The organism is Coriobacteriaceae bacterium, from assembly GCA_025993015.1.
Classification (GTDB): Bacteria; Actinomycetota; Coriobacteriia; order Coriobacteriales; family Coriobacteriaceae; genus Collinsella.
In genome coordinates this window covers 1,722,530-1,735,413 of record DAJPFV010000001.1, presented here as the reverse complement: position 1 = coordinate 1,735,413, position 12,884 = coordinate 1,722,530, and the positions used below count along the sequence as shown (strand labels likewise).

Genomic DNA, 12,884 nt, shown 5'->3' with positions numbered 1-12,884 from the left:
CCTGCTAGCGGGGGACGTAGCGGCCGGGTTGGGCTCCGGTGGGCTCGCCGTCGCGCGCGGCCAGCACGCCGTTCACAAACACAGCCCTGGCGCGGCCGTGCGCCTCAAAGCCCTCGAGCGGCGTGTAGTCCACGGCCTGATGCTGCGTCGCGGCACTGATTGTCCAGCGCGCCTTGGGATCCCACACGCACACGTCGGCATCGGCACCCTCGGCAAGACAGCCCTTGCGCGGATACATGCCAAAGACGCGCGCCGGGTTCTCGCTCATCAAGCGGCACAAATCCTCGGGACCCAGCTGTCCCTCAAAGCTCGTGGCAATCGCGACGGGACGATGCTCCACACCGGGCCCGCCGTTGGGAATCGCGCGGAAGTCGTCGCGCCCGCGGTCCTTTTGCCCGTGCAGGTTAAAGCTGCAATGATCGGTCGCAATCGTATCGATCTCGCCGGCCACAAGCGCCTCGCGCAGCGCGGCACGGTCGCCGGCATGACGCAGCGGCGGGCTCATCACATATTTGGCACCCGCAAAGCCGTCCTCACCCTGCTCCAAGTAGCAAGTATCGTCGAGCATCAGATACTGAGGGCAGGTCTCGACATAGATATTCTTCTGCCCGCGCGCCTTGGCGGCACGGATGGCCTCGAGCCCCAGCTTGGTCGAAAGGTGCACCACGTTGACCGGTGCGTCGCCGGCCAGGTGCGCCAGATATAGCAGACGGCTCACTGCCTCGGCCTCGCACACATCCGGACGGCTGAGCGCATGGCCCTCGGGCCCGTGGATACCCTGCTCAAACACGCGCTTCTGCAGCTCATTCACCAGCGTGCCGTTCTCGCAATGCACGCACAGTATGCCGCCAATATACTTGAGCTCCTCGAGCACCTCGAGCGTCTCGGCATCGTCCAGGCGCAGATGATCGTAGGCAAAGTAGGTCTTGAACGACGATACGCCCGCCTCGCGCATGGCCGAAAGGTCGGCGCGGTTGCGCTCGTTCCACTCGGCGAGTGCCATATGAAAGGCGTAGTTGGCCGTGCAGGTTCCGTCGGCGCGGCGATGCCACTCGCCCAAGGCATCGGGCATAGTCACGCCGCGATCGGCCGTCGCGTAGTCCACGATGGTCGTCGTGCCGCCGCAGGCGGCCGCGCGCGTGCCGGTCTCAAAGCTATCGGCTGTCCAATCCATGCCGGTCCAGCACTGCATGTGCGTGTGGCCGTCGATAAAGCCGGGAAACACCCAGCAGCCCGCGGCATCCTCGACGGTATCGCCCTCGGCCGGCTCAATCGCCGCGGCGATCCGCACGATCTTATCGCCCTCCATGGCAAGATCGGCGCGGCGAAGTCCCTGTGGCGTCACGAGCGCGCCGTTTTTGATGATGATCATGTTGCTCCTTATTGATTAATACAGTTGGCCACGCGATCAAAATACGAGCAGGCAGCGATATGCTCCGTTATGCGTTGCTGTCCCTTGGCGGTATCGACGTCCCACAGCTCGTAGGCACGCGTCTCGACCAGCACCACGTCGATACGGCTCTTGAGGATCGAACAGCCGCCGTCCTTGCCCTCAAGACACATAAGTGCATCGAACAGTTCCGCCGGAAACAGCACCGGGCTCGAAGGCTCACCGTTGCACGCAAGACGCACCGGATGCTTGCGGCCACGCTCGTCAAATGCACGAACCATAGCCTCAAAAGAATCCGAACTCACGAGCGGCTGGTCGCCCGGCAAAAAGAGGCAACCTTTCCAGTTGCGTTCGACTCCCCACGAAAGGCCCGCACGGACGCTTTCGCTGCGCAGCTCGCCATCGTGCAGCACGCACGGGCAATGCTTGTCCTCGCAAATCTGAGCGACCTCGGGCCAACGCGTCGAAACCACGACGTCAAAGCCCCGGGGAACCGAATCGATGGTCCGGGCAATCAGCGGCTCGCCATAGATATCGGCAAGCATCTTGTTGGAGCCAAACCGCTTGCCCTCGCCCGAAGCCATAATGACGCAACCAAGTTTCATCTCCGCAAACCTCCCCTGGCTGCCTTGGACACCATAGTTGCTATACCCACCATACCAAGCTCACACTCCGTCGGAACAGGCATGCGCTCGTTTTTCCAGCGAACGCCCCTTGGCGCTCCATAGCACAAAGGAGGGCATCCCGCTGCGCAGGACACCCTCCTCTACATCAGTGCGATATGCCTACTCAGCGTCGCCGGTAAACGTGGTACCGGTCTTGCCGGCAAGACCGTCACGCGCCTTCTCGAGCAGCGTGATGAGCGCCGTGCGGCCCGGCTTGCTCTCGGCAAACGTCGAGGCGGCCTGGACCTTGGGCAGCATGGAGCCGCGACCGAACTCGTTGGCCTCGGACAGACGCTTTACGTCAGCCGTGCTCAGCGTGTCGAGCCACTGCTCGTGGTCGGTGCCAAAGCCAATGGCAACTTTCTCCACGGCCGTCAGGATAATCAGGGCATCGGCATCGAGCTGCTCGGCGAGCTTCTCGGCCGCAAAGTCCTTATCGATGACGGCGGCAGCGCCCTTAAGGTGGTTGCCTTGGGACTTGGTGACGGGAATACCGCCACCGCCGCAGGAAATCACCACGTGGTTAGACTCGACGAGCGACTTGATGGTGTCGAGCTCGACGATGTTCACGGGCTTGGGCGAGGCAACCACGCGACGGAAGCCCTGCTTCTCGTCGTGGATGAACTGGTAGCCGCGGTCGGCCTCCAGCTCCTTGGCCTCGGCCTCGCTCATCCACGGACCGATCGGCTTGACCGGGTCGGCAAAGGCCGGGTCGTCCGCCGCAACCTCGACCTGGGTGAGCACGGTGGCGACACCCTTGTCGATATTGCGGTCGAGCATTTCCTCGCGCAGGGCGTTTTGCAGGTCATAGCCAATGTAGCCTTGGCTCATGGCGCCGCAAACGGACAGCGGGCAGGGAATGTACTTCTGAGGGTTAGAGCGCGTGAGCTCGGCCATCGCGTTGGCGATCATGCCCACCTGGGGGCCGTTGCCATGCACGACGACGACCTCGTTGCCCTCCTCGATCAGGTCGACGATAGCCTTGGAAGTCGTCTTGACGGCCTCCATCTGCTCGGGAAGGTTGGCGCCGAGGGCGTTTCCGCCCAGGGCGACAACGATACGCTTAGCCATTTCTCAGCCCAGCTTTAGGCCTGGAACCAACGGGCGGTGTTGCGCTCGTCGAGGGCCTTGAGGGCGGCAGCGGGATCGGCAACCTTCTGCAGGAACATCATGGCAGCGATGGCGTACGGCTTGTAGCTGGCCTCCTTGTACATGCCCACACGGTGCATATCGAAGACGTCGGCGTTGACCTCGCCGTGCTCGCAGGAGACACCGGAGATGTCGGCGGGCAGCGGATGCATAAAGATGGTGTCCTGGCCGTTGGCGGTCTTCTCCATGAGCTCGGTCGTGGAGCACCAATCCTGATGCGTAGCGTTCTGGGCAAGCAGCTCCTTCTCGAGCGCTGCGATGCCGGCGTCGTCGCCCTCGGCGTACAGGTTGGTGCGCTTCTCCATGGCGGCAAACGGAGCCCAGCTCTTGGGGATCACGATGTCGGCGCCCTCGAAGGCCTCGGCCATGGTGTTGACCTGCTTAAAGGTGGTGCCGGACTCGGCGGCATAGCCCTTGGCGCGCTCGACGACCTCGGGCATGAGGTCGTAGCCCTCGGGGTGAGCCAGGGTGACGTCCATGCCAAAGCGGGGCAGCAGGCTGATCAGCGACTGCGGGCAAGACAGCGGCTTGCCGTAAGAGGGCGAATAGGCCCAGGTGACGGCGACCTTCTTGCCCTTGAGGTTCTCGAGGCCGCCAAACTCGTTGATGAGGTAGAGCATGTCGGCAGAGGACTGCGTGGGGTGATCGGAGTCGGACTGCAGGGAGATGAGCGTGGGACGGTGATCCAGAACGCCGTCCTCGTAGGCCTGCTGCACGGACTCGGAAACCTCGGCCATGTAGGCGTCGCCCTTGCCGATATACATGTCGTCGCGGATGCCGATGACGTCGGCCATGAAGGAAATCATGGTAGCGGTCTCACGGACGGTCTCGCCGTGAGCGATCTGGGACTTCTTCTCGTCCAGGTCCTGCAGCTCAAGGCCGAGCAGGTTGGCGGCCTTAGAGAAGGAAAAACGCGTACGGGTGGAGTTGTCGCGGAACAGGGAGACGGCCAGGCCCGAATCGAAGATCTTGGACGAAACGTTGTTCTCGCGCAGCTCGCGCAGGGCGTCGGCGACGATGTAGAGCGCCTTGAGCTCATCGGTGGTCTTGTCCCAGGTGTGCAGGAAGTCGCTGCCATACATACCCTTAAAATCGAGGCCGTTCAGCTGCTCGACGAGCTCGGTAAACTTGGCGTCCATGTAAATGTCCTTTCTAAAGGTGAAACGATCGCAATGAGTAGATGTGCTCCGGCATGCGCATGTGACTAGAACATGCCGAGCACTATGACGAGGACCCGCTACCGTTGAGGAAGCATGGGAGATCACGACCGCGGGCCCCAAGTCAACAGGGGATGCCGGGGACACGAGCGGCCCCCGGCTCAACAAGATCGAGGAATGGGACTAGTCGATCTTGTTGTTGGTCAGACCGGCGCGGAACACGGTGGCATCGCCATCGGCCTGGCTCGGATCGTAGAGGTTCAGGGCAGCCACATACATGGCGGCAGCGGTGACCAGGTCGTCCTTGTAGGTGACCTCGTTGGGAGCGTGAGCCTGAGACTCGGCACCCGGGCCAAAGCCGACGCAGGGGATGCCATAGCGGCCCTGGATGGAAACGCAGTTCGTGGAGAAGGTCCACTTGTCGCACAGCGGACGACCGGTGCGCTTGTCCATGCTGGGCTCGCAGCCGATGCGCCCGTCACCGAACATGGCCTTGTGGGCGTCGACGAGGGCCTTGACGTGCGGAGCGGTCTCCTTGTTGATCCACGTGGGGAAGTAAGCCTCGGTCTCGTAGACCTCGCCGGTCCAGGACGGACGGTCGTACATGTACATGGAGACCTTCACGTCGTCGCCGTACTTCTTGGCGGCCGGCAGGTTGCGGATCTCGTCCAGGCAGGACTCCCAGGTCTCACCGGCGGTCATGCGACGGTCGATGGAGATAGCACAGGAGTCAGCGACAGCGCAGCGGCTGGGGCTGGTGTAGAAGATCTGACTGACGGTGCAGGTGCCGCGGCCCAGGAAGCGGGCGTCCTCGAAGTGCTCGGGGTTGTACTTGGGGTCGAGCATCTTGACGAGGCCCTTGATGTCGGTCGACTCGTCGCAGCCGTTGTTGTTGAGGGCGCGGACGTCGGCGATGATGTCGGCCATCTTGTAAATGGCGTTGTCGCCGCGGTCGGGAGCGGAGCCGTGGCAGGAGGTGCCGTGAACGTCGACGCGGATCTCCATGCGGCCGCGGTGGCCGCGATAGATGCCGCCGTCGGTGGGCTCGGTGGAAATGACGAACTCGGGCTTAATGCCGTCCTTGTTGTAGATGTACTGCCAGCACATGCCGTCGCAGTCCTCTTCCTGGACAGTGCCGACGACCATGATCTTGTAGCCCTCGGGGATGAGGCCCATGTCCTTCATCATCTTGGCAGCGTAGGTAGCAGAAGCCATGCCACCCTCCTGGTCGGAGCCGCCGCGGCCGTAGATGATCTCGTCGGTCTCGTAGCCCTCATAGGGATCGGCATCCCAGTTCTCGATGTTGCCGATGCCGACGGTGTCGATGTGGGAGTCGATGGCGATGATCTTGTCGCCCTCGCCCATAAAGCCCATAACGTTGCCCAGGCCGTCGACCTTGACCTCGTCATAGCCAAGGCTCTCCATCTCGGCCTTGATGCAGGCGACAACCTCACCCTCCTCGCAAGACTCAGAGGGGTGGGAGATCATAGCGCGAAGAAAACGCGTCATATCAGCACGATGGGACTCAGCAGCAGCCTTGATAGCGTCGAAATCGAGTTCTTTAGCCATTGTTCATAACCTTTCAAACGAAGGAATCTACCTGTGGGGTGGCGGAGCGATACCTATTTACTCCGCCCAGTATTAGCAAGTGGGATATTCGCCTTCCCAGACGATGCGACGGTACTGATCCGGATCCGTGTCGCCCTCGGTGGAGAAACAGAGCACGGAGCTCGTCTTGTCCAGGCCGATGAGCTCCTTGAGCTCGGCGTACTCGGGATCGAGCATGAGGGTCTCGACCAGGCCGGTGGTCACCGCGCCGGACTCGCCGGAGATAACGCGCGGGTCACCCTTTTCGGGAGCGCCCAGGGTGCGCATGCCACGAGCGGTGACCCAGTCGGGGCAGGACACGAAGGCAGTGGTGTGGTTGCGCAGGATATCCCAGCCCAGGATGTTGGGCTCGCCGCAGCACAGGCCCGCCATGATGGAGGGCATGTCGCCGTCCACGATGCGCGGATCGCCGTCGCCGGCGGCAGCGCCCTTGTACAGGCAGGCGGCAGGCGCGCACTCGACCACAACGAAGGTGGGCGGGTTATCGGGATACAGGTTGGTGAAGTAGCCCACCACGGCGCCGGCCAGCGAGCCCACGCCAGCCTGGACAAAGACGTGCGTCGGGCGGTTGATGGCCATCTCGCGCAGCTGCTCGGCAGCCTCGGAAGCCATGGTGCCGTAGCCCTCCATGATCCAAGACGGAATCTTCTCGTAGCCCTCCCAGGCGGTGTCCTGAACGATGACGCCGCGCTCGCAGGCATCGGCCTCGGCGGCGGCCATGCGCACGCACTCGTCGTAGTTGACCTCTTCGATGGTCACCGTGGCGCCCTCGGCGGCGATGTTATCGAAGCGGGGCTTGGTGGAACCCTTGGGCATGTGCACGACGGCCTTCTGGCCCAGCTTGTTGGCAGCCCATGCCACGCCGCGGCCATGGTTGCCGTCGGTGGCGGTAAAGAAGGTAGCCTGGCCAAAGTCCTTGGCAAGCTGATCGGAGGTCAGGTAATCGAAGGTGCACTCGGCAACGTCCTTGCCGGTCTCGCCGGCAATGTAATTGGCCATGGCAAACGAACCGCCCAGAACCTTAAAGGCGTTGAGGCCGAAGCGATAGCTCTCGTCCTTAACGCACAGGTTGGACAGGCCCAGGCGCGCGGCCTGGCCGTCCAGGCGGGCAAGCGGAGTGACGGTGTACTGGGGGAACGACTGGTGGAAGGCGCGGGCCTTCTTCACGTGGTCGAGGCTCATGATTCCCAAGTGCTTGTCATCGCTCTTGGGCATCGTGTTGCCCGCCCACTGGATCTTATCGGCCATACGGTGAACTCCTTAAGTTCTCTCTTGCCGGCCCCCGCATACGCGTTTCAGCCCATTCCCATTCATGCGACTGAACTTTTATGTGGATGCCAAACAAAAAGTTTGTTAGCAATGTTCTATCACACTTTTTGATTGGTAAACCTAACAAATTGTTTGTTGCCGTAATCGGTACCTTTTCGCCGACGAACGGTTACATAACGCAGCGACGCTTTCGTTATTTGCGAACAAGTGGGGTTTATGGCAAAGTGAGCCCAAACTAATTTTTAGGAAGGCACCCATGACCCCCGCACAGATTGAGTTTTACAAGCGCCTTGCACACGGCTTGACGCTCCAATTTGGTCCCAACTGCGAAGTCGTCGTCCACGACCTGGAGACCGAGGACGTGGACCACTCCATCGTAGTGATCGAAAACGGCCACGTCAGCGGGCGCAAACTGGGAGACGGCCCCAGCCATATTGTGCTTGAGTCCATGCACGAGGACACCGCCGACGTGCACGACCGCGAGCCATACCTCACCAAAACCGCTGATGGCAAGCTGCTCAAGTCCTCGACCATCTTTATCCGCAACGACGAGGGCAAGCCCGTCGGCATTTTGGGTATTAACTTTGACATTACGCTCATGAAGGCATTTGAGCGCTCGCTCGATGCCTTTACCGGCACCGGCAGCACGGGCTACACCGAGCCCGAGCCCATTACCAAAAACATCGGCGATCTGCTCGAAGACCTGCTGCGCGAGTGCGAACAGTTTGTGGGCAAGCCCGCGGCGCTCATGACCAAAGACGAGCGCATCCGCGCCATTGGCTACCTCGACCGTCGCGGCGCCTTCCTCATCTCCAAGTCGAGCGAACGCGCCTGCGAGTTCTTTGGCATCTCTAAGTACAGCTTCTATAGCTACCTCAACGAGGCAAAGGCTGCCGCCGGCGACAAATAGTCAGCGCGCCTGCACCTCTCCCCTTTTGGGCGCGAGTTCTGGAATGCACGAATCCGAGAGTCGGCCGCAAGGCAAGTTCCATATAATCGATGGATGTGAGTATTTCGAAAGGATGGAACAAGATGGGGTCGAGCAACGCATCACGCAACGGCCGCGGAGGCACCGCTCCTGGCGCCAGGCATGCGAAACACGCGTTTGACGAGGGCGAAGAGGGCCTTTTTGCGCTGAGCCTCGACGACGTGATGAGCGACCGCCCCTGGACCGCCGAGGAACTCATGGGCGGCGGGACTCGCCCGTCAAGCCCGAATCCCTCGCTCGCGCCGAAACCCGCGCAGGCACCTGCGCCTGTGCCTGTTTCGGCACCTGCGCCTGCACCGATACCCACACCTGCTCCGGCAACCATGCCCGCTCCCCGCCCCGCAAGCGACCCGTCCGAGACGGCGGCGTTTCTTGCCGCGGCGGCGCAGGGCAAATCGACCGACAGCACCGTTATGTACAGCGCCCAGCAGCTACCTGTTCCTGCGGCACGAAAGTCTCCGATCACAAGACTCGATGAGCCCACTGCCCATCAGGTTGCCTACGACTCGTGGGCAGCGGCCGATCTGGACGAGACCTCTACCGGCATGTCTGCACTCGATGGCCCGGTAAACCCGCTTTTTGCTGGCGGTACGAGTACCATGGGATATGGCGGCGATGCAGCATATACCGATTATTCCAATGAATACTCCGATGCCGCCCGCATTGAAACCGAGGACTATGGCGCAACGTCGAGCGATTACGTTAACGATCCGTTCGCCGCTCCGTCTGCACCCGTTTACGAATCGGATGTTCAAGCGGAGGCCGCGTCCGCGCCGGCATACACCAAAAGCGCGGCAGAGGGGCGCTTCTCCGATTATTACGCCGAGGAAAAGTCCATGCGTTTCTCGGAGTTTCCGCAGGCAGTCAAGATTGCCTTTATTGTCATTGTTGTGGCGCTGCTCGGCGTCATTGCGTTTGAGGGATTCCAGCTGTTCCGTGGTCCCACCGCATCCGAATCGGCAACGCAGCAACAAGAGAACGACAACGAGCATCTGGACATCAACACCCTCAAGGGTGACCCCAACGACGGAGACGACGAGTAGAGAGGGCTGAAGGCGGCTACAGGATCCCGCGTCTAGTAATGACCTCTGCGTGCTGCTTTGTCATCCAGCTACACTTTTCCGAAGTTTTAAGGTGCCTATTTCGACACTTTTCCGGATGAAAGCCGAATAATCACTTGGGAAACCAACGCCGTTCACGCGTCATTTCGCAGGCGGCGCTTGATTTCTGTCCGTACACGTTGATAGACTTCCTCTTGCCTGCAAGGAGCGGGCGCGTTTTATCCAGAGTCGGGGTAGAGAGTTGGCTCCACGATCCCGACGCCAACCGGCCAAGAGGCACGGTGGCCCTGCCAACACCGATGAAAGGAGCCCGTATGGACAATTTCTCCGTGCGCAGCGAGCGCAACTTCCACAACCTGGTCGTCAAACCAAATCGTATGCATCTTCTTGATAAGCCAAATGGCTACGCCTCGGCCATGGTCAAGAGCAGTCTCTCCCACCAGATGCGCTTTACAGTACAGAAGCTCGAGGAAGAGCTCTGCGCCGCTGACAGCCCGCACGTACTGCAGATCAAGCTGTCCGGAAACGATTCGCGCGAGCCGTCTAGCTGGAAGTTGTTTGCCGACGGCGAGTGTGTCGCGGACGGATCCGGTGCCTATGTTCGCAAGTGCTTCTGCGTGGGGACCGAGGTGTTTTTGGACCTGTGCCGAGATGCCGTACGCGCGACGAAGCTACACCAGTGGAGCCAGAGGGAGTACGAGCTGCTGAGCGCAGCGCGCAGGGTTGCGGGGGTATAGACGGCAGGCAGGGCAAATCGTCATACCGTCTGATGCTTTGGTTCAAACAGTAGGGCGAAACCGCACTCGCACGTCCCACTAAACCGAATGGCGTTCTCAAAACCTACCTCCCCTCCGCCTTCAGCTTCAGCAGCAGATCGCTCAGCTCGGGGCACTTACTGGAGAGACGCGTCTGGGTTCGCTCGCCCATCCCCCATCGCTGGCGGATCACCTGGGCGCGCGGGCTCACGTGATAGCTCCCATCTATCACCTGCTTGAGCAACCTGGCGGTCACGCGTGCGTCGGCGAGGGCGCTGTGAGCGTGACCGGTCGACTCATCAAAATCGACGCCAAACCACGTTGCCGCGTCGTCCAACGAGACACATCCATGGCTGCCCACGTCCATAATCGAGGTGTAAAACGCCTGCAGGTCGGCCCAGTCCACGGGAAAGCCAGCAAGGTCGATGCGTTTCGCCCCGCACTCGGTCAAAAGCTGTCGGCGGTCCGCCCCGCTCCAACAGACCACTTGAGCGGAGTAGCGACCAATCCACTCGCTGAGCCTTTTGATCACCATGTAGAGCGGATCGGCCATCGCGGTATCCACGGCCAATATTCCCGTGAGCTCGCGGACGGGATACGCAACGCCTTCGGCATATTCCGTCTGCACAAACTGCGAGAACTCGCCCATCACGTTGCCGCGGCTATCGAGCTTGACGGCGCCGACCTCGATAATCTCGTTGCGCAGTCCACGGCGCTGGCGCTGCTTTGGCACCGGCGCAAACTCAAAGTCGAGCACAATCTGGCGCGCAAAATTCGTCGTATCGATAGCCAAGATACCCGACGTCTTTTTGTCTGGCACGGTCAGGGCCTTTCTCCGTCAACTGCCACTCGGTACATAGACGGCTAGATTGCCGTAAGGATAAGCGCCCGTGCGGACACAAAAGCGGGACGCAATGCCACGCGCGCCAGGCATACGCCATGCAGACGGCCCCAAGAGAATCGCCCGCTCTATTCAAATGCCTGAAAAAGATTTAGGCCCGGTGACTTGAATCAGAGGTCATCCCGGGCCCATCAGAGCTCGTAGAGCTCTTGGTTGCTTTGGTCTCGCTCTTCACGGCGCTTATCGAACTTTCCGAGGCACTCAAGCAGCATTCGAAGCATAAAAAGACGATATGAGAAAGCCATTTGGGTCGCCTCCCCCGCGGCGCAGCTTCTTTCCGCGGGCTCGGGATGCCACAATGGGCTTTGAGTATCGGCCCGTGCGGTAGCCCTTACCGCACCTGCGGGGAGGAGGCTTCCCATGCCCCATGTTACCTCCATCGGCCTGGACGTCCACGCGCGATCGGTCGCCGCCGCGGCGTTCAACCCCTTCACCGGCGAGGTGGTGCACCGTGACTTCGGGACGGACGCCGCCGAGATCGCGGAGTGGGCCCTCGGGTTCGAGGAGCCCAGGGCCTGCTACGAGAGCGGCCCCACCGGCTTCCACATGGCGCGCGAGCTGCGCGCGCTCGGCCTCGACTGCGCCGTGGCCGCCGTCTCCAAGATGCAGAGGCCGGCGGCGGACGCGCGCCGCAAGAACGACCGGCGCGACGCCGAGTTCATCGCCCGCATGCTCGCCACCCACAACATCGTGGAGGTCCCGCTGCCCGATACGGCCGTCGAGGCCGCCCGGGACCTCGACCGCGCCCTCGACGACGCCACGGTGGAGTACCGCCGCGCCAGGCAGCGCCTCAACATGTTCCTGATCAGGCTGGGCCACGTCTGGGACGAGCGCAACGCCGACGGGACGAGGAAGGGATCCTGGACGCGCGCCCACTGGAGGTGGATATCCGGGATCAGGCTCGAGGGGCCCCAGCGCGACGTGCTCGAGTACTACGTCACGGCCGCGAGGTGCGCGGAGTCGGACCGCCGGCAGCTCGAGAAGAAGGTGCTCGCCCTCGCCCGGACCGACCGGTGGCGCCCGGCCGTCGAGGCGCTCTCCTGCATCAAGGGAATCGACACCCTGACGGCCTTCAGGCTCGCAGCCGAGGCGGGTTCCTTCACGAGGTTCCGGACGGCCCCGGCCTTCGCGAGCTGGTGCGGGCTGGTCCCGTCGGAGCGCTCGAGCGGCGAGACCGAGCGGCGCGGCGGGATAACCAAGACGGGCAACCGGCTCGCCAGGACGGCACTGGTGGAGTCGGCGTGGCACTACCTGACGTGCACGCCCCGCCCGAAGGCCCCGGCGCCCGGCGCGGACGTCCCCGCGGCGATCCGGGCGCGCGCCGACGACTGCACCGCCAGGCTCTGCCGCCGCCGCGAGGCGCTGGCGGCGGCGGGCAAGAGCTCGTGCAAGGCAAACGCCGCCGTCGCGCGCGAGCTCGCCTGCTGGGTCTGGGAGATCGGGCGCCGGGCGGAGGGGACCCTCGGCTGACCCCGTCGGACAACAGGCCTCCCGCCGGGAGGGCCCGCGCCTCGACGCATCGCCGGCGCGCGTTCACGAACCCTTTTTGGGCAGCCCAAGGGCCGCGCCCGTGAACAAGACTGGTTTCGGACGAGCGCGCCGGACGGAGAATCGAAATGCGGTGGGGTGCGCGGACATACCGGGCTGACCGCCGGCAGCGCGCCCGCAAGAGCCCGCGGATATTAGCTTGCCAGGCAAGCGTCGACTAAACGTGCAGCGTGCGCGGGCCCTCCCGACGGGAAACGAAAAAGCCCGGTTTAAAACCGGGCTCGAACAAACACGCCTATTGACAATGGCTTTCTCATATTAAAGGGGTCGCCGCCGCTAAGGCATTGACCCCTTAAACTGAGTAACGGCGCTGCCCAGCTCTTCACTACTTGGGCTGCCGTCGACTTTATTCTACCCACGGGTGCCAGGTTTAACAAATGGATTTTCGGTAAC

At 62.2% G+C, this 12,884-nt stretch carries 11 protein-coding genes and 1 riboswitch; of the genes, 4 read left to right on the top strand and 7 right to left on the bottom strand.

The annotated features are described in order from the left end of the window. Nucleotides 1-4: 4 nt before the first annotated feature. The 6 genes from hydA to dpaL form a co-directional block, all read right to left on the bottom strand. Entirely contained in the window at nt 5-1,372 is a 1,368-nt protein-coding gene (hydA, locus tag OIL77_07425) for a dihydropyrimidinase (GenBank protein ID HJI45229.1), read from the bottom strand. An 8-nt stretch (nt 1,373-1,380) separates the two neighbouring features. Next, on the bottom strand, nt 1,381-1,995 hold the full coding sequence (locus OIL77_07420; GenBank protein ID HJI45228.1) for a nucleotidyltransferase family protein: 615 nt from the start codon (nt 1,993-1,995) through the stop codon (nt 1,381-1,383). Nucleotides 1,996-2,175: 180 nt separating this feature from the next. Continuing rightward, nucleotides 2,176-3,126: a carbamate kinase gene (arcC, locus tag OIL77_07415; protein ID HJI45227.1), complete on the bottom strand. Its 951-nt coding sequence runs from the start codon at nt 3,124-3,126 to the stop codon at nt 2,176-2,178. Nucleotides 3,127-3,140: 14 nt separating this feature from the next. Beyond that, nucleotides 3,141-4,343 (bottom strand): knotted carbamoyltransferase YgeW, encoded by a 1,203-nt coding sequence (ygeW, locus tag OIL77_07410; GenBank protein ID HJI45226.1) that lies wholly within the window; start codon nt 4,341-4,343, stop codon nt 3,141-3,143. Nucleotides 4,344-4,544: 201 nt separating this feature from the next. After that, the gene (locus OIL77_07405; GenBank protein HJI45225.1) at nt 4,545-5,930 is read right to left on the bottom strand and encodes a YgeY family selenium metabolism-linked hydrolase; all 1,386 of its coding nucleotides are present in this window, start codon (nt 5,928-5,930) and stop codon (nt 4,545-4,547) included. A gap of 72 nt (nt 5,931-6,002) precedes the next feature. Beyond that, the gene (gene dpaL / locus OIL77_07400; GenBank protein ID HJI45224.1) at nt 6,003-7,217 is read right to left on the bottom strand and encodes a diaminopropionate ammonia-lyase; all 1,215 of its coding nucleotides are present in this window, start codon (nt 7,215-7,217) and stop codon (nt 6,003-6,005) included. A 277-nt stretch (nt 7,218-7,494) separates the two neighbouring features. Between dpaL and OIL77_07395 the strand changes: the two genes are divergently transcribed. The 3 genes from OIL77_07395 to OIL77_07385 all read left to right on the top strand — a co-directional run bounded on the left by OIL77_07395 (nt 7,495) and on the right by OIL77_07385 (nt 10,024). Beyond that, entirely contained in the window at nt 7,495-8,148 is a 654-nt protein-coding gene (locus tag OIL77_07395) for a helix-turn-helix transcriptional regulator (protein ID HJI45223.1), read from the top strand. 95 nt (nt 8,149-8,243) lie between these two features. Next, on the top strand, nt 8,244-9,269 hold the full coding sequence (locus OIL77_07390; GenBank protein ID HJI45222.1) for a hypothetical protein: 1,026 nt from the start codon (nt 8,244-8,246) through the stop codon (nt 9,267-9,269). Between the two features lie 233 nt (nt 9,270-9,502). Beyond that, nucleotides 9,503-9,593: riboswitch (SAM riboswitch) on the top strand. A gap of 8 nt (nt 9,594-9,601) precedes the next feature. Then, nucleotides 9,602-10,024, top strand: a complete 423-nt coding sequence (locus OIL77_07385) for a hypothetical protein (GenBank protein HJI45221.1) — start codon at nt 9,602-9,604, stop codon at nt 10,022-10,024. A gap of 103 nt (nt 10,025-10,127) precedes the next feature. Here OIL77_07385 and OIL77_07380 read toward each other — a convergent pair whose 3' ends face one another. Continuing rightward, entirely contained in the window at nt 10,128-10,862 is a 735-nt protein-coding gene (locus OIL77_07380; protein ID HJI45220.1) for an exonuclease domain-containing protein, read from the bottom strand. A gap of 441 nt (nt 10,863-11,303) precedes the next feature. On the opposite strand from OIL77_07380, the gene OIL77_07375 reads away from it, so the two are divergent. Further along, a complete protein-coding gene (locus tag OIL77_07375; protein HJI45219.1) occupies nt 11,304-12,413 on the top strand; it encodes an IS110 family transposase in 1,110 nt (369 codons plus the stop codon). Nucleotides 12,414-12,884 lie beyond the last annotated feature (471 nt).